Source organism: Myxococcus guangdongensis (assembly GCF_024198255.1).
GTDB classification, from domain to species: domain Bacteria; phylum Myxococcota; class Myxococcia; order Myxococcales; family Myxococcaceae; genus Myxococcus; species Myxococcus guangdongensis.
This window is the reverse complement of the sequence record NZ_JAJVKW010000005.1, coordinates 85,650-102,902: the sequence shown is the minus strand read 5'-3', so window position 1 is coordinate 102,902 and position 17,253 is coordinate 85,650. Positions and strand designations below refer to the sequence as shown.

Below are 17,253 nucleotides of genomic sequence, written 5' to 3'. Positions count from 1 at the left end.
GCGCCGGCCCACGAGGGCCCTGACACCCTCACGAACGACGCATCACCCGCCCGGGCGGCAGCCTCCACCCGGGCCGGCGAACGAGCACCCGCTCAGGGCTGGGCGAGCGCGGCGTCCACGGCCTTGCGCAGCTCGTCGCTCTCCGGCGTCACCTTGCTCGGGAAGCCCGCGCGCACCTGGCCGTCCTTGCCCACCACGTACTTGTGGAAGTTCCACTTCGGCGCGTCGTGGTCCTTCGACAGGAAGGCGTAGACGGGCGACTGGCCCTCGCCCTTCGTCTTCACCTTCTCGAACATGGGGAACGTCACCTTGAAGCGCAGCTCGCAGAACTTGGCGATCTGCTCCGAGCTGCCCGGCTCCTGCCCGCCGAAGTCGTTGGACGGGAAGCCCAGCACCACGACGCCCTTGTCCTTGTAGTCCTGGAAGAGCTTCTCCAGGCCCGCGTACTGCGGCGTGTAGCCACACTCGGACGCGGTGTTCACGATGACCAGGACCTTGCCCTGGTAGTCGGAGAGGTTCGCGGGCTTGCCATCGAGGCGGTTGGCGGACAGCGCGTGCAGGGACATGGGCTTCTTCTCGGTGGAGGGCTGGGACTTCGCGGGAGGGGACGGCTTCGTCGCCACATCACCGGCCAGGGCCGGGGTGACGACGAGCGCCGAGGCGACGCACAGGACATGAAGGGTTCGCATGCGGCCGGAAGGATGCCGAAGCCCGGCCCCCGTTTCACGCCCTTCTGTCCTGTCCATGACAATCTCCGCCATCCCCTACCCCCGCCGGGTCCCCGCCGCGCCCCGTCGCGATGACGGAGCCTCCTCGCCGGTGAAGAGCGAGCGCAGCACCCGCCCCGTCGCCGTCTTCAGCTTCGCCACCTCGCGAGGCGTGCCCGCGGCGACGATGTGTCCACCCTCCTCGCCGCCCTCGGGCCCCAGCTCCACCAGGTGGTCCGCCGCGCCGATGACCGACGGGTGGTGCTCGATGACCACCAGCGTGTCGCCGCGGTCCACCAGGCGCCCCATGAAGGTGATGAGCTTCTCCACGTCGCCCACGTGCAGCCCCGTGGTGGGCTCGTCCAGCACGTACAGCGTGGGCTCGTGCCGCGAGGACGCCGTCAGCTCGGCCGCCAGCTTCAACCGCTGCGCCTCACCGCCGGACAGCGTGTTGGAGCCCTGCCCCAACTGGAGGTAGCCCACGCCCAGGTCCGCGAGGCACTGCAGCGGCGCCGCCACCTTGGGCAGGTTCTGGAAGACGTCCTTCGCCTCGTCCGCGGACAGCCGCAGCACATCGCCGATGGACAGCCCGTGGTAGCGCACCTCCAGCGTCGCCGCGTCGAAGCGCGCGCCTCCGCAGGCCTCGCACGGCGTCACCACGTCCGGAAGGAAGGACATCTCGTGGGAGATGGAGCCCTGGCCCTCGCACGCGGTGCACCGTCCACCGCTGGCCGTGTTGAAGGAGAAGCGCGCGGCGGAGAAGCCCCGAATCTTCGCCTCCGGCGTCGCGGCGAAGGCCCGACGCAATTCATCCCAGATGCCCAGGAACGTCGCCGGCACCGAGCGCGGCGTGCGGCCGATGGGCGACTGGTCCACCGACATCACCCGCTTCACCGCCTCCACGCCCTTCAACGTGTCGAACGGTCCAGGTCGCGAGGACACCAGCTCCAGCGCCTCGCGCAGCGCGGGGTACAGCACCTGTCGGATCAGCGTGCTCTTGCCCGAGCCGGACACGCCGCTGACGACGTTGAGCCGTCCCACCGGCAGCCGCAGGTCCACGCGCTTCAGGTTGTTGGCCCGCGCGCCCTTCAGCTCCAGCCACTGCTTCGGCTCCCCGCGTCCGGAGGGAGGCCGCACCTGCGACGCCCTCAGCGCGAGCGCCGTGGGGGACTCGCCCTGGAGCACCACGTCCGGAGGCCCCTCGGCGAGGATGCGCCCACCGCCGCGACCGCCCGTCGGGCCCAGGTCCAACAGGTGGTCCGCCGCGCGGATGGTGTCCGAGTCGTGCTCCACCACCAGCACCGTGGAGCCCGTGTTCACCAGCGCGCGCAGGTTGTCGAGCAGCCGATGCGTGTCGCGCGGATGCAGGCCGATGGTGGGCTCGTCGAGCACGTACATCGCGCCCGTGAGTCCCGCGCCCAGCTGCGCCGACAGCCGCAGGCGCTGCATCTCGCCACCCGACAACGTCGCCGCGTTGCGGTCCAGGGACAGGTAGCCCAGGCCCACCCGCTCCAGGAACTCCATGCGCCGCAGCAGCTCCTGCCGCGAGGGCTCGCCGAGCAGCGCCCGGTCTCCCTTGAACTTCCAGCCCTTCACCCGCGCCAGCGAGGCCGCCACGGACTGCTGCACCACCTCGTGGTAGCGGGCCCCTTCCAGCCTCACGCCGCGAGGCACCGGCGCCAGTCGACTGCCGCCGCACTCACGGCACGGCGCCATCTCGCCCTCGGCCTGCGCTTCGGGGCCGCCCTTCACGCCCGTGCCCTCACACGACTCGCAGCGGCCCTGCCTGGTGTTGAACGAGAACCAGCGCGGGTCCAGCTCCGGCACGGCCGTGCCGCACTTGGGGCACGTGCGCTCGGTGGACAGGAGCGTCTCGCCCTTCGACGTGCGAATCTTCAGCGCACCCTGCCCCCAACCCAGCGCCTTGTCGAACACGTCCCGAGGCAGCTTCGACAGCTTGCCCTCGTGCATCACCAGGTCGATGTCGTGCTCGCGCGTCTTCGCCAGGCGCGGCGGATCATCCGTGGAGGACAGCTGTCCGTCGACGATGGCCGTGGTGATGCCCGCACGCGCCGCGGCGGCGAAGACATCCAGGTACGTGCCCTTGCGCGAGCGCACCGCCGGCGCCAGCACCGTCCCGTCCCCCTTCATCTGGGAGAGCTGCGCGAACAGCACCTCCGGCGACGTGGAGGTGATGGGGGTGTCGTCGTTGGGGCAGTGCGGCTCGCCCAGCTTGGCGAACAAGAGCCGCAGGTAGTGGGCCACCTCGGTGACGGTGGCCACCGTGCTGGTGCCGCCCGCGCGCGAGGTGCGCTGCTCCAGCGCCACGCTCGGAGGAATGGAGCTGACGCGCTCCACGTCCGGCCGAGGCATCGTGGGCAGGAACTGCCGCGCGTACGGGCTGAGCGTCTCCAGGAAGCGCCGCTGTCCTTCCGCGAACACCACGTCGAACGCGAGCGAGCTCTTGCCCGAGCCGCTCGGCCCCGTGACGACGGTCATCTTCCCCAGGGGAATCTTGCAGGACACGTCCTGGAGGTTGTGCTCGCGCGCGTGCTCCACCTCGATGGCGGGCGCCGCGTCCTTGCCCTTGGGCCGCGCCTTCACCACGCGCCCCAGGGGCTTGCGCTCGCCCCGGAGCGCCACCGCCGTCGCGCCCTCGCCGCGCGCCACCGACTCCGGCGTGCCCTCGGCCACCAGGCGCCCGCCGTCCTTGCCACCCACCGGCCCCAGGTCGAGGACCCAGTCCGACGCCTTCATCACCGCGACGTCATGGTCCACCACGATGACGCTGGCGCCCTTGTCCACCAGCGCGTGCAGCGCGTCGATGACGTGACGCACGTCCTCCGCATGCAGGCCCGCGGAGGGCTCGTCGATGAGGAACAGCGCGCCCTTCGCCTCGCTCGCGAGCGCCCGCGCCAGCTTCAACCGCTGCGCCTCGCCACCCGACAGCGTGGACAGCGGCTGTCCCAGCGGGAGATAGCCCAATCCCAAGCGCGCCACGGGGCCCAGCGCGCGCTGCAGGGCCGCGTCGCTCCCGAAGTGCTGGAGCACCTCCTCCACCGTCATCTCCAGCACCTGCGCCACGCTGAAGCCCTGGTGACGGACGGCGAGCACCTCCTCCTTGAAGCGCCGGCCCCGGCACACCGCGCACAAGAGGGCCACGTCCGCGAGGAACTGCATCTCCACCGTCTCGTAGCCCTCGCCCGAGCACGCCTCGCAGCGCCCCTTGTCCACGTTGAAGGAGAAGTGGGCCGGCGTCAGGCCCCGCACCTCCGCGTCCGGCTCCGCGGCGAAGCGCTCGCGCAGCCGGTCCCACGCCTTGGTGTACGTGGCCGCGTTGCCGCGCGAGGTGCGCCCCAACGGTGACTGGTCCACGAAGGTGATGGCCTTCACCGCGTCGGCCCCCTCCAGCGCGTCCACCGCGCCCGGGGCCTCCACGTCCTTCACGCCCAGCCGCCGCGCCAGGTGGCGATAGAGCACCTCGTCCACCAGCGTGCTCTTGCCCGAGCCGCTCGGCCCCGTCACCGCGCACAGCACGCCCAGCGGCACCTTCACCGACAGCGCCTTCAGGTTGTGCTCGCGCGCGCCCTTCACCACCAGCTCACCGGTCCGCTCGCGCGGCGCCCGCTTCGTCTCGGCCCCACCCGCGAGCAGCCGGCCGGTGGGCAAGTCCTTGCGCTTCGCCAGCGCCTCCGGAGGACCGTCGAAGCACAGCTCACCGCCCTCGCGTCCCGCGCCCGGCCCCAGCTCCAGCACGCGGTGCGCGGAGCGGATGACCAGCGGGTCATGCTCGATGACGAGCGCGATGTTGCCGCGCTCCGCCAGCTCCGCGATGGCCTCCGTCAGCGGCGGCACGTCCCCCGGGTGCAGCCCCACGGTGGGCTCGTCCAGCACGAACAGGGAGCCGGTGAGCGAGGTGCCCAGCGCCGCCGTCAGCGACACGCGCTGCGCCTCGCCTCCGGACAACGTGCGCGCCTGTCGGTCCAACGTCAGGTAACCCAACCCCACGCGCTGAAGGTAGCGCAGACGTCCGGCCAGCTCGCGCCGCGCCAGCTCCCCCTGCCCCGTCGTCGTGCCCAGCGCGTCCAGCCGCGCCAGGGCCTGCGTCAGCTCCAGCCCGTGCCACCCCGGCAGATCCAACCCGCCCACGCGATAGGCCCGCGCCTGCTCGTTGAGCCGCGCGCCGCCGCAGTCCTTGCACAGCGAATACGCCCGGTAGCGCGCCAGCAGCACACGCACGTGCATCTTGTACGTGCGGCCCTCCATCCACCGGAACCACGCGCGAACGCCCGGATACGCGCGGCCTTCGTCGTAGTCCCCCGCGCCCTCCAGCACCGACTCACGCTGCGCCGGCGTCAGCGAGGACCAGGGCGCATCCAGGGGAATCTTCTTCTCGCGGCACCAGCGCTGGAGCATGCCGCGCTCCCACTCCGTCGACGCGCCGGACCAAGGACGGATGGCGCCCTGGGACAGGCTCAGCGCCGGGTTGGGAATCACCTTGTCCCAGTCGATGCCGATGGTGCGGCCGAAGCCGCGACACGCCGCGCACGCGCCCACGGGCGACTGGTAGCTGAACAGCCCCGGCCGCGCCGCCTCGAACTCCCGCGCGCACTTGGGACACACCAGCCCCCGGCGCACCCGCTTCGCCTCGGCGCCGGGCAAGAGCACCACCGCCTCACCCTCGGCGCGCGCCCACGCGTCCTCCAGCGCCTGCGTCACCCGGCCCACCTGCGACGCCGACAGCTTCACCCGGTCCACCAGCACCCGCGCGATGCCCGCCGAATCCGTGGCCTCCGAGGGCTTGAGCGACTCCAGCTCCTTCACCTCGCCCTGCACCACCAGCCGGTGGTAGCCGTCCTTCAACAGCCGCGCGCGCACGTCCAGGAACGACGCCGTGTCGGGGACGCGCAGCGGGAAGGCGATGAGCGCCGCTGTGTCCGGGGACTCGGCCACCAGCGCCCGGGCCGCCACGCCCGCGTCGGTGCGCACCGCCTCCACCCCGCATGCGGGACACACCGGCATCGCCTCGCGCGTGAAGAGCGCGGACAGGTACGGCTCCACGTCCGCCAGCGTCGCCACCGTGGAGCGCGAGCTCTTCACCGGCGCCCGACGGTCCACCGCCACGCCCGCCGCCACCGGCTCCAGCGCCTCCATGGGCGGCCTCTCCAGCCGCTCGAGGAACTGCCGGGCATACGGGCTGAAGCTCTCCACGAAGCGCCGCTGTCCCTCGGCGTACAGCGTGTCGAGCGCGAGGCTCGACTTGCCCGCCCCCGAGACTCCGGTGATGCAGACCAGCTCCCCCTCCGCGAGGTCGACGGAGAGTTCCTTGAGGTTGTGGGTGCGCGCGCCTACGAGGTGGGTCTTGTGCATTCGGGTCGGAGGTTTAACGACCCGACACTTCAACGCCACAGACAAGTGAAGCTGTTTACCGATGCGCGCCCTCCCCGGTTGGGTGGAGGCCGAGCGGCTTGATACAACAGGGGTACAATCGAGCGCGCGAGGGCGGCACCCGGCCCGGTGCCCATCCCAGCCTCGCGACGCAGGAGGCCTCATGGCCGAGGGAGTCGTCAACAGGTCCCCCCCCCGCGACACGCTGTTCTTCGCCTCGCCCTCCCTGGTGTTGCTGGAAGTCGACGGTCGCCGCGCCTCGGGCTTCCTCGCCACCGAGCAGGGACACCTCGTCACCAGCCTCCACGCGGTCTGCGGAGCCCGCGAGATTCACGCGGTGATGGCGGACGGCACGCGCACGGAGGTGGTCCAGGTCGCCGCCATGGATGACCGCCGCGACCTGGCCGTCCTGCGGCTGCCCATCTCCAGGCTCGCCCCGCCACTCGACCTGTCTCCCGTCAGCCTGCCCGGCGAGGGAGACACCGTCTACGTGCTCAGGGCCACCGCCAGCCCCGCACCGGAGGTCCGCTCGCAGGAGGTGCGGGCCGTCCAGGTGCTCGGCGACTGGCTCACCCTGCTGGAGCTCACCCGCACGCTCCCCGACGACTTCTCCGGAGGTCCGGTGGTGGACCTGCGCGGCGGCGTGGTCGGCGTGGCCACCGCGGCGCTCGCCAACGGTCGCTCGTTGGGCCTGGTCATCCCCACGCGCTACCTGCTGCCGCTGCTGCACGGCGCGGGCAGCCTGCCCCTGTCCGCGCTGGACACGCCCCGCCGCCGCGCGGGCCGCGTGCGCCACGTGCCACGCCACCCGATGAGCCTCCTGGACGGCGCCAGCGCGGACGCGCTGGAGTCCATCGCCACCACGCTCGGCCACGCCATCAACGCCGGCGCGCCCGCCTACAACCGGGGCGACGTGGACGGCTGCTACCGGCTCTATGCGCGCACCGCCGAGCGCCTCATCGCCACGTGCGAGGCCTTCCCCGGCGCCCAGCGCGCGCTGCGCGACGGCCTGTCCCGCTGCGCCGGCCTGCAGGACTCCGACGACCGCGCCTGGGCCCTGCGCGACGCCTTCGACGGGCTGTTGGACGTCATCGGCCGCTGGCTCCAGGCCCGCCCGCCAGCGCCGCGCCCCTCGCCCAAGTCCAGCCCGAGCAACACCAGCCTCGTCGTGGCGCCCGCGACCAAGCACTACCTCAACTAGTCGCGCGCGACTCCTCCCACCGGACCCTCAGCGCGTAGCCCGTCGGGGCCCGCTCCAGCACCTCCACCCGCGCCGTCACCCGGGTGAGCCGGAGCACCCCGACCACCACGCCCGCCACGAAGTCCGGCAACGGGTCCGCGTCCACCACCCGCACGCACCACTCGCGCTCGCGCACCGGCTCCAGGTCCATGCGCATGTCCTCGCGGCCCGCCTTCAGGTACGTGGGCAGCCGCGTCAGACACCGCTCGGTGCCCAACAGCGGCGCGGCCGTGGCGAAGATGCGCCCCACCAACGTCTGCGCGAAGCCCTCCACGTAGGACAACCCCAGGGCCCGGTTCGCGGCCTCCGGCGTCTGCCCCGCGCACACGAAGCGCCGCGCCACGCCTAGCGCGGCGCGCCACACGGTGAGCGGGTAGTGCTCCTGCAAGTCCTCCGCGTCGTAGCCGATGTCCCGGAGGGATTGGGCGAACGCCCCGGACGGCTTCAGCGCATGCATGAACAGCCCCTCGAAGCTGCGCCGCGGCACCCAGACGGCCACCTGCGCCCTTCGCGCCACTCCCACCATGTCCTGCGAGCCCCGCCGTTCCATGACCATCCCCCCGTGCTTCGAATCCACCCGTCGTCCCGCAGTCTAACAGCCCGAAGGGCGCGAGGCTTTGGTTGCCCTGGAAAACTAGACCCTCGGCGCACTTTTACAACCGGAGGGCTCGTGCAACGATGGTTGTTTGCAATGCGAGGAGTCCCATGCGGGTCCTGATAGTCGCTCAGGGAGGGGCGGACCTGTCGCCACTGGAAACCCTGCTGGAAGAGCGGGGGATGACGGTGGTCCACGTCTCCAGGGACGTGGAGGTGCCAGCGGCGTGGCGCGCCGGCCCCTGCCCACTGGTGGTGCTGGATGCACGCGAGAGCGGCTCGCGCATGCCGCTCGTGCGGGCCCTGCGCAGCCTGCCCGGTGGGACGTCCGCCGTGGTGCTGCTGGTGGGACGACGCGGCGCGCTGCGGGCGCTGGAGCCCGCGCTGGAGGACGGGGCGGACGAGGTGCTGGCCTGGCCGCCGGACACCGAAGAGCTGCGGGTGCGGCTGGACATGGCCGAGCGCAGGTACCTGCGGCGCGAGTCCCGCATGGGCGTGCCCTTCGGAGACGAGCTGCGCGACACCATGCTCGCCGTCAGCCCCGTGCCCACCTCCATCACCACGCTGGGCGAGGGCAAGGTCGTCGCCGCCAATGACGCCTACTACCGCGCCTTCGGCTACACGCGCGAGGAGATGCTGGGCAAGACGACGGTGGACCTGCACCTGTGGGAGCGCCCCATCGACCGCGCGCAGGTGATGGAGCGGCTGCGCCGACACGGCTCGGTGCGCGGCGTGGACGCCCAGTACCACACGCGCACGGGTGAGGTGCGCCACACGCTGCTCTTCATGGGCCTGGTGCCCTACGCGGGCGAGCCGCACGTCATCTCGTTCTTCCCGGACATCACGCCGATAAAGCAGGCGGAGGAGGAGGTGCGCCGCTCCGAGGTGAGCTTCCGCACGCTCATCCAGAGCCTGCCGGACCTGGTCGCCGTGTTCGACCGCGACGCGCGGGTGCGCTACGCCAACCTCAAGGTGGCGCGCGCGCTGGGCTATTCGGACGTGAAGGAGCTGGTCGGCAAGCACATCTCCGACATGATTCCCCCCGAGGACTTCGCCTCCGCGGACGCGCGCATGCACGAGGCCCTGCGCACCGGCCGCAATGCATTACAAGAAAGGCGCATGGTGCGCCGCGACGGCGGCATCCTCCACGTGGAGTCCACCACCTTCCCGCTGCACTTCGACGGCGAGGACTCCATCGTCTCCGTCGCGCATGACCTGACGGAGCGCCACCAGATGCAGGCCCGGCTGATGCTCGCCGAGCGCATGGCGTCGGTGGGCACGCTCGCCGCGGGCGTGGCGCACGAAATCAACAACCCGCTGGCCTACCTCACCGCCAACCTCGCCTTCGCGCGCGAGGAGCTCTCGCGTGTGCCCGCCCCCGGCGTGGACGCCTCGTTGACGGAGGCGCTGTCGGACGCGCAGGCCGCGCTCTCCGAGGCCCAGCAGGGCGCCGAGCGCGTGCGCACCATCGTGCGTGACTTGAAGACCTTCAGCCGGGTGGACTCGGTGGAGGACTCCGTCGTGGACGTGCGCGCGGTGCTCGAGTCCACGCTGAACCTGGCCACCACGGAGATTCGCCACCGCGCGCGGCTGGTGAAGCTCTTCGAGGACGTGCCCCCCGTGCGCGCCAACGAGTCGCGGCTGGGCCAGGTGTTCCTCAACCTGCTGGTCAACGCCGCGCAGGCCATCCCCGAGGGCGCGCCGGACCGCCACGAGATTCGCGTGGGCGCGCGCATGGGCGAGGGCGGCCGCGTGCTGGTGGAGGTGACGGACACGGGCGTGGGCATCGCCACCGAGCACCTGCCGCGCCTGTTCGACCCGTTCTTCACCACCAAGGCCCCCGGCGTGGGCACGGGCCTGGGCCTGTCCATCTGCCACAACCTGGTGACGGCGCTCGGCGGTGAGATTCAAGTCCGCAGCGCGCCGGGCCGCGGCTCCACCTTCCGCGTGCTGTTGCCCTCGGCCGAGCCCGTGCGCGTCGCACCCGCTCCACCGGCCGAGCAGCCCCAGCCCGCCGCCCCCGTGGAGAAGCGCGGGCGGCTGCTCGTCGTCGATGACGAGCCCCTGGTCTGCACCGCGCTGGGCCGCACCCTGCGCCCGCACCACGACGTCACGCTGGCGACACGCGCCCAGGACGCGCTGGAGCGAATCGAAGCGGGCGAGTCCTACGACGTCGTCTTCTGCGACTTGATGATGCCCGGCATGAGCGGGATGGACTTCTACTCCACCCTCATGAAGCGCCATCCGGAGCAGGCCCGCCGGGTCATCTTCCTCACTGGCGGTGCGGTGACACCGCAGGCCCGCGCCTTCCTGGAAACCGTCACCAGTCCCCACATCGAAAAGCCCTTCGCGGGACGTGAGCTCCTGTCCTTGGTGCAGGAACGATTGGCCCGCGCCTGATCCGGGTCACTGTCCACCTGTGGAAGAATCGGACAGGCTCACTCACCAGCTGTCCTTCAATTCCCCAGCGACTTTCCGGGCCTCCCCAACGGGTGTCCGCAGGCGCCGCCCCAAGCCCCCAGTTTCATTGAGCTCAAACGAATCCCTCAGAGGAAGACCTCGGGATTCCTGAAGAATTTCCAGGCGCCAGGCCCCCTGACGCGGGCTGGTACGCGGGTTGCTCAAGGACTGACGCGCCGCACCGAGGAAGCCTCTCGGGGCGGCGGAACCGGGTGAGCACCAACGAATCTGGCGCTCGCCCGCCCCCTCGGTCTCCTGGAGGCAGCAGGCGTGACGTCGGACAGCAACAGGCAGGGCGGGATGCGCGCGGCGTGCGTGCGGTGGCTGGGCGCGGCGATGGTGGCCACGGCGGGCACGGCGTGCGCGGCGGCTCCGGCCTCCGCGGCGCAGACGCGCGGCGCCCAGGCGTTCTCCGCGGACACGGTGGTGGAGCTGGCCCGGCAGAAGGCGGCGCGGCCGTACGAGGCGCCGGTGTCGACGTTGCCAGAGTCCTACCAGTCGCTGGACTACGACGCGTACCGGGACATCCGTTACCGCCCGGAGAAGGCGCGCTGGCGTGACGCGAAGCTGCCCTTCCAGGCGCAGTTCTTCCACCCGGGCCGCTCGTTCCAGTTCCCGGTGGTGATGCACGAGGTGTCCGAGGGCAAGGCCCGGCCGCTCGCCTTCTCCCCGGAGCTGTTCACCTACGGCCCGCTGGTGAAGCCCGGTCCGCTGAAGAAGGCGGAGGGCTTCGCGGGCATGCGCCTGTCGCACCCGCTCAACCGCGAGGACGTGTTCGACGAGCTGGTGGTGTTCCAGGGCGCCAGCTACTTCCGCGCGCTCGGCCGGGGCAGCCTGTATGGCCTGTCCGCGCGCGGGCTCGCCATCGACACCGCGACGTCCCGCCCCGAGGAGTTCCCCGACTTCAGGGAGCTATGGCTGGAGAAGCCCGCGCCCGGCGCCGACCGCGTGGTGGTGCACGCGCTGATGGACAGCCCCAGCGTCACGGGCGCCTACCGCTTCACCATCATCCCCGGGGCGAACACGGTGATGGAGGTGGAGGCCACCGTCTTCGCGCGAAAGGCCGTCGAAGAGCTGGGCGTGGCGCCGCTGACGAGCATGTACCTGTTCGGCGAGAACGACCGGGGCGACTACGACGACTTCCGCCCGGAGGTGCACGACTCGGATGGCCTGTTCGTCTGGACGCGCGCGGGTGAGCAGCTCTGGCGGCCCCTGCAGAACCCCGAGCGCATCAACGTCTCCAGCTTCCAGGTGGAGAGCCCGCGCGCCTTCGGCGTCCTGCAGCGCGACACGACGTTCGCCCACTACGAGGACCTGGAGGCGCACTACGAGCGCCGGCCTTCGGCCTGGGTGGAGCCCGTGGGCGACTGGGGCCCGGGCGTGGTGCGGCTGGTGGAGCTGCCGACGCCGGACGAGACGAACGACAACATCGTCGCCTTCTGGGTGCCGAAGAAGACGCTGGGCCCCGGAGACTCGCTGCGCGTCCAGTACAAGCTGCACTGGGGCGCGCACTCGCCCTGGCCCGTGACGGGCTCCACGGTGGTCGCCACGCGCGTGGACGCGGGCGACTCGTGGAAGGGCGCCCGGCTCAAGGACGCGCGCCCCATGCGCCGCTTCATCATCGACTTCGCGGCGCTGCCCGACTTCGCGCAGGACGACGTCCCGGTGGAGCTGGTCGTCAGCGCCTCCTCGGGCAAGGTCCTGCGCCCCATCGCCACGCGCCACACGCCCACCGGCGGCTGGCGCGCCACCTTCGAGCTGCACCCCACCACCCCCGTCCCCACCGAGCTGCGCGCGTTCCTCAAGCGCGGCCCGGAGACCCTCACCGAGACCTGGAGCTACCTGTGGATTCCGTGACGACACTGACCACCTGCCCTTCCGTCCCGACCACCGTGTGGGCCGTCCCGCGCGCTCGCGCGGCGCTCGACACCTTCTTCCAGGGCTTCGGCTTCACGGCCGAGGCGGACCTCTCCACGCTGGCGGCGTGGGTGCTGGACGGCTTCGGCGCGCACGGCGCCCAGCCCCAGGCGGCGGTGGCGCTGGCCCGCGCTCGCATGGAGACGTGGCTGTCGGGCGTGCTGGGCCTGGAGCACTCGGGTCCGGGCCTGCTGTCGCGGGGCCGGGCGGCGTTCGTGCTGTGCGACGGCGCGAGCCGGGGCGCGCGGCTGCTCACCCGTCCCGCGGCGCCGGAGGACTTCGTCCGGGCGGTGCGCGCGGCGGTGCCGGTGCCGGCGCCCGCGCAGGTCAGCTCGGTGATGCCCGAGCAGCAGCTGGTGCTCAACCCGTTCGGGGAGATGCTGCGCCGCTGGTGGCGTGGCGCCACGGCGGGCATGTCCACCTCGCCCTGAGCGGGGCCCGGGGAGCGTCGCGATGCAAGCCCACTCGTTTTCGCCCGAGAGCGCCGGCTACCGGCGCGCCGGAGTGCTGGGACTGGCGGCCGTCACCACCGTGGTGGGGACGTGCGAGATGCACCGCCTGTTGAGCGCTCAAGGGACGTCGGTGCCGGAAGTGGTGCTGGTGGGGCTCTTCGCGCTGTGCTTCGGGTGGATTGCGCTGTCGTTCTTCACGGCGGTGGCGGGCTTCTTCCAGCTGGCCTTCGCGTCGCGGATGCCCGGGCTGCGCTACCCCACGCCGGAGGAGGAGTCGCAGCCGCTGGTGTCGCGCACCTCGGTGGTGATGCCCATCCACAACGAGGACCCCGCGGCCGTCTTCGCCAACGTGCAGGCCACGTACGAGTCGGTGGCGGCGACGGGGCACCTGGACGCGTTCGACTTCTACGTGCTGAGCGACTCCACGCGCGCCGAGTCATGGGTGGCCGAGGAGCTGGCGTGGTCGGATTTGTGCCGCAGGGTGGGCGGACAGGGCCGCATCTTCTATCGGCGGCGCACGGACAACACGGGCAAGAAGGCCGGCAACCTGGGTGACTTCTGTGAGCGGTGGGGACGCCGCTACGACTTCACGGTGGTGCTGGACGCCGACAGCCTGATGGATGGCCGCACGCTGGTGAAGATGGCGCGGCTGATGGAGCTCAACCCGCGCGCGGGCATCCTCCAGGCGCCCCCGCTGAACGTGGGCCGCACCACGCTGTTCGCGCGCCTGCAGCAGTTCGCGGGCCGGGTGTACGGCCCCGTCGTGGCGGCGGGCGCGGCGGCGTGGCAGCTGGGCGAGTCCAACTACTGGGGCCACAACGCCATCATCCGCACGGAGGCGTTCATCAACCACTGCGGGTTGCCGGTGCTCCCGGGCAAGCAGCCCTTCGGCGGGCACATCCTCAGCCACGACTTCGTCGAGGCGGCGCTGATGCGGCGCGCGGGCTACACGGTGTGGTTGGTGCCGGAATTGGGCGGCAGCTACGAGCAGCCCCCGCCGAACCTGCTGGCGTATGCGCAGCGAGACAGGCGCTGGTGCCAGGGCAACTTGCAGCACCTGAGCCTGGTGATGGCGGGGGGCTGGCATCCGCTCAGCCGGGGCCACTTCCTGATGGGCGTCATGTCATATGCCGCCTCGCCGCTGTGGCTGCTGTTCCTGGTGTCGGGCCTGGTGGCCGCGCTGCATGACCGCTTCTTCCTGGACGTGTCCGCGCTGGAGTCCCCGGCGCTCGCGTTCGACGCGCCGGGCGCGCTGCGCCTGTTCGCCGTGTCGATGGGGATGCTGTTCGCGCCCAAGTTCCTGGGGCTGACGCTGGCGCTCTTCAAGAAGGGCGAGGCGGCGCGGATGGGCGGCAGGTGGAAGCTCATCCTCAGCGTGCTCGCGGAGAGCGTGCTCGCGTCGCTGCTGGCGCCGGTGATGATGCTGTTCCAGTCGCACTTCGTGTTCGGCACGCTGCTCGGCTACCGGGTGAACTGGTCCAGCCAGCAGCGCGAGGACGCGGACCTGCCCTGGTCGGAGGCGGCGCGGCGGCACGTGGCGCACATGGCGGTGGGCGTGGCGATGGTGGCGGTGGCGGCGCTGGTGTCCACGGCGCTGGTGGCGTGGCTGATGCCGGTGGTGGTGGGGCTCTTGCTCGCGGTGCCCCTCACGGTGCTGACAGCCCGCGCGTCGCTGGGGTTGTGGGCGGCGCGTCGGGGGTTGTTCCTGATGCCCGAGGAGACCGAGCCGCCCGAGGTGGTGGAGCGCGCGCAGGCCATCACCGAGGAGCACGGGGTGGAGCCGGTGCCAGACGCCATCGAGCGGGTGCTCACCGACGCGAAGACGCACGCGCTGCACGTGGCGCTGCTGGAGTCCCAGCCGGGGCTGGCCGAGACGACGACGCCAGCGGCGCTGGAGTCCGCGCGGCGCAAGCTCCTGGGTGACGATGCCGAGCCCCTCTCCGCGCAGGAGAAGGTGGCGGCGCTGCTGGATGTCACCACGCTGAGCGAGGCCCGCGAGCAGCGGCTGACGCGCACGCTGGCGTGAGCGCCTGGGACGGGCACCCGCGAGGAGCGGATGCCCGGCGCGCCGGAAAGCGGTGTCGGTAACACTCGGCGCTCGGTGGCCACCTCCTCCTACTCGTCCGAGTCCCGCAGGATGTCCGCCGTCATGGGCCACGGCAGCCCCTTCTCCGCGTTGCGGCGGACCTCACGGTCCTCCAGCCTGCGAGTCATCAGCCCGCGCAGGTTGAAGCTCGCCGCCCGGGCCAGTGGTCCCGCGCGCGCCTTCAACGCGCCTCGAGAGACCTTGCGCGAGGTGGTCAACCCCACGAAGACACGATTGGCCGTGGTGCGCGCATCGAAGGCATGCAGTTGCTCGAAGCTCGCGCGCCACGTCTGGAGCATGGCGGGATAGAGCGGATTGGGCGAGCGGTGCACGTTGCTCACCACCGCGCCCTCGGGCGTCAGTCGCGCGCGCACGGCCTGGAGGAACTCCCACGTCGCCAGGGCGCGAGGCACGCCCCGGGGGCCGAAGGCATCCAGGAGGATGACGTCGTACGCGGGCCCGGGCGTCTCGATGAACCGCCGCCCCTCCTCCAGATGCAAGCGCAGGTGCGAGTCCTCGCGCAGCCCGAAGTACCGCCGGGCCACGTCGAGCACCTCCGCGTCACAGTCCACCGCGTCGATGTGCGCCTGGGGCAGCGCGGCGCGCAGGAACATCGGCAGCGAGCCCGCGCCCACGCCCACCATGAGGATGCGCTGGGGCTGGGCCACGAAGCCCACGCCGGCCACCATGCCTTGCGTGTACTCGAGCTCCAGTTGCAGCGGGAAGCCCTGTCCCCTGACGCTCTGATAGGCGCTGTCCCAGCCGAACTGGAGGTAGCGCCGGCCCTCCCCATCCTGACTGACGATGCAGCGGTAGCCGCCGGACTGCCCCACGTACAGCACGGTGCGCGGGACATTGAGCCAGCGGAAGACGCGAGCCAGGGTGCGCCGGGTGCGTGCCGCGCGGGCCCCCGGCGACGTCAGGCCGAGCGAGGTCCCGGAGCGCGAGAGGACTCGCGTCCAGGGCGCCTTCCTCCACCAGGGACCTTTTGCGCGCGGCCAGGTCACCAGGTCAGATCTATCACCTTCCGCGGGCGACGCTGACGGACATGCCTCGTCACGCGAAGAACCGGCGCAGCACGGCCACCATCGCCGCCACGTCGCTGGCGCACGCCATCTCCCGGATGGAGTGCATGGACAGCATGGGATTGCCCACGTCCACCGTGCGGATGCCGAGCTGCCCGGCGGTGATGGGCCCAATCGTGCTGCCGCAGCCCAGGTCCGTGCGGGTCACGAAGTGCTGGGCCGTCACACCCGCCTCGCGACACAGCGCGGCGAAGTGCGCCCACGACTCGCCATCCGTCGCGTACGACTGGTTCACGTTGGACTTGATGACCGGGCCCAGGCCCATCTGCGGCTGGTGCTTGGGCTCGTGCAGCGAGGCGTAGTTGGGGTGCACCGCGTGCGCCATGTCCGCGCTGACCAGGAACGACTGGGCGATGGCGCGGTGGAACGCGTCGGGCTTCCCATCCGAGTGCGCCAGGGTGATGCGCTCCAGCAGCGTGCGCAGGAAGGGGGACGCCGCGCCCTGCGCGCTGCGACTGCCCACCTCCTCGTGGTCGAACAGGATGACGCCGCTGGTGGCCTCGCGCGAGGGCGGGGCCGTCAGCAGCGCCGTCAGGCTCGAGTGGCAGCTGGCGAGGTTGTCCAGGCGCGCCGCATGGAGGAACTCGTCGTGCGCGCCCGAGCGCGTGGACGGCTGCAGGTCATAGAGACACAAGTCGTAGCCGAGGATTTCGGCGGGCTCGGCCTTCACCCCACCCTTCGCCAGCTCCTGGACGAGCATCCCGCGCAGGTCCACCGCGCCCCCGCTCTCCAGCCCCAGCACCGGCACCATGTGCTCCTGGGCGTTGAGCTTCAGGCCGTCCGAGTTGACGGTGCGGTTGAGGTGGATGGCCAGGTTGGGCACGCGCAGCAGCGGCCGGCGGAAGTCCACCAGGTGGCCCTTGGGCTTGCCGCCCTCCATCACCACGACGCGGCCGGCGAGCGACAAGTCCCGGTCCGTCCACGTGTGCAAGAGGACGCCGCCATAGATTTCGACGCCGAGCTGCTGGTAGCCGTTCTTCGACACCTGCGCGTTCGGCTTGAGCCGCAGGTTGGGCGAGTCCGTGTGCGAGCCGACCAGCCGGAAGCCCGAGCGGTCCACCGGCGCCGTGCCCAGCTGGAAGGCGGCGATGCTGGTGTCGCCCCGGGTGACGTAGACGCGCTCGCCCGGCTTCAGCGTCCAGGACTCGCGCTCGTCCAACGCGCGATAGCCGGCCTTCTCCAGTCGGCGAGCCGTCTCGCGCACCGCGTGGTACGGCGTCGGCGAGGCGTCGATGTACGCGAGCAAGTCATTGGCCAGGGCATCGGTATCGGTCGGGCTCATGTCGGCCCGAAACTAACCCCTGGCGGGCGTCACGCCACGTCC

The 17,253-nt window shown here is 71.6% G+C and carries 10 protein-coding genes; 5 read left to right on the top strand and 5 right to left on the bottom strand.

The genetic code is table 11. The annotated features are described in order from the left end of the window. Positions 1-92: 92 nt before the first annotated feature. Both LXT21_RS16980 and uvrA read right to left on the bottom strand, forming a co-directional pair. Positions 93-689 carry a glutathione peroxidase gene (locus tag LXT21_RS16980; protein WP_254039191.1) on the bottom strand — a complete coding sequence of 199 codons (597 nt, stop codon included), beginning with the start codon at positions 687-689 and terminating at the stop codon, positions 93-95. A 75-nt stretch (positions 690-764) separates the two neighbouring features. Beyond that, a complete protein-coding gene (gene uvrA / locus LXT21_RS16975) occupies positions 765-6,077 on the bottom strand; it encodes an excinuclease ABC subunit UvrA (RefSeq protein ID WP_254039190.1) in 5,313 nt (1,770 codons plus the stop codon). 181 nt (positions 6,078-6,258) lie between these two features. On the opposite strand from uvrA, the gene LXT21_RS16970 reads away from it, so the two are divergent. After that, positions 6,259-7,296 (top strand): S1 family peptidase, encoded by a 1,038-nt coding sequence (locus LXT21_RS16970; protein WP_254039189.1) that lies wholly within the window; start codon positions 6,259-6,261, stop codon positions 7,294-7,296. On the opposite strand, the gene LXT21_RS16965 is transcribed toward LXT21_RS16970, so the two are convergent. Continuing rightward, the gene (locus LXT21_RS16965; RefSeq protein ID WP_254039188.1) at positions 7,289-7,891 is read right to left on the bottom strand and encodes a DUF2378 family protein; all 603 of its coding nucleotides are present in this window, start codon (positions 7,889-7,891) and stop codon (positions 7,289-7,291) included. The genes LXT21_RS16970 and LXT21_RS16965 overlap by 8 nt on opposite strands. 221 nt (positions 7,892-8,112) lie before the next feature. Between LXT21_RS16965 and LXT21_RS16960 the strand changes: the two genes are divergently transcribed. The 4 genes from LXT21_RS16960 (at position 8,113) to mdoH (ending at position 14,784) form a co-directional block, all read left to right on the top strand. Beyond that, complete coding sequence (locus LXT21_RS16960) at positions 8,113-10,329, top strand: PAS domain S-box protein (RefSeq protein WP_254039187.1); 2,217 nt, start codon at positions 8,113-8,115, stop codon at positions 10,327-10,329. 360 nt (positions 10,330-10,689) lie between these two features. Continuing rightward, complete coding sequence (locus LXT21_RS16955; RefSeq protein WP_407667004.1) at positions 10,690-12,246, top strand: glucan biosynthesis protein; 1,557 nt, start codon at positions 10,690-10,692, stop codon at positions 12,244-12,246. Then, positions 12,243-12,737 (top strand): hypothetical protein, encoded by a 495-nt coding sequence (locus LXT21_RS16950; RefSeq protein WP_254039186.1) that lies wholly within the window; start codon positions 12,243-12,245, stop codon positions 12,735-12,737. The genes LXT21_RS16955 and LXT21_RS16950 overlap by 4 nt, the downstream gene beginning before the upstream one ends. Positions 12,738-12,759: 22 nt before the next feature. Then, entirely contained in the window at positions 12,760-14,784 is a 2,025-nt protein-coding gene (mdoH, locus tag LXT21_RS16945) for a glucans biosynthesis glucosyltransferase MdoH (protein ID WP_254039185.1), read from the top strand. 89 nt (positions 14,785-14,873) lie between these two features. On the opposite strand, the gene LXT21_RS16940 is transcribed toward mdoH, so the two are convergent. Together LXT21_RS16940 and LXT21_RS16935 are read right to left on the bottom strand one after the other, a co-directional pair. Next, positions 14,874-15,851, bottom strand: coding sequence for a spermidine synthase (locus LXT21_RS16940; protein ID WP_254039184.1), 978 nt, complete (start codon positions 15,849-15,851; stop codon positions 14,874-14,876). A 49-nt stretch (positions 15,852-15,900) separates the two neighbouring features. Beyond that, a complete protein-coding gene (locus tag LXT21_RS16935) occupies positions 15,901-17,211 on the bottom strand; it encodes a M18 family aminopeptidase (RefSeq protein WP_254039183.1) in 1,311 nt (436 codons plus the stop codon). Between the last annotated feature and the right edge of the window lie 42 nt (positions 17,212-17,253).

Bases quoted from the DNA above. Each gene is read 5' to 3' on its own strand.
- LXT21_RS16980 (WP_254039191.1), bottom strand. From the start codon at position 689: ATGCGAACCCTTCATGTCCTGTGCGTCGCCTCGGCGCTCGTCGTCACC.
- uvrA (WP_254039190.1), bottom strand. From the start codon at position 6,077: ATGCACAAGACCCACCTCGTAGGCGCGCGCACCCACAACCTCAAGGAA.
- LXT21_RS16970 (WP_254039189.1), top strand. From the start codon at position 6,259: ATGGCCGAGGGAGTCGTCAACAGGTCCCCCCCCCGCGACACGCTGTTC.
- LXT21_RS16965 (WP_254039188.1), bottom strand. From the start codon at position 7,891: ATGGTCATGGAACGGCGGGGCTCGCAGGACATGGTGGGAGTGGCGCGA.
- LXT21_RS16960 (WP_254039187.1), top strand. From the start codon at position 8,113: ATGACGGTGGTCCACGTCTCCAGGGACGTGGAGGTGCCAGCGGCGTGG.
- LXT21_RS16955 (WP_407667004.1), top strand. From the start codon at position 10,690: ATGCGCGCGGCGTGCGTGCGGTGGCTGGGCGCGGCGATGGTGGCCACG.
- mdoH (WP_254039185.1), top strand. From the start codon at position 12,760: ATGCAAGCCCACTCGTTTTCGCCCGAGAGCGCCGGCTACCGGCGCGCC.
- LXT21_RS16935 (WP_254039183.1), bottom strand. From the start codon at position 17,211: ATGAGCCCGACCGATACCGATGCCCTGGCCAATGACTTGCTCGCGTAC.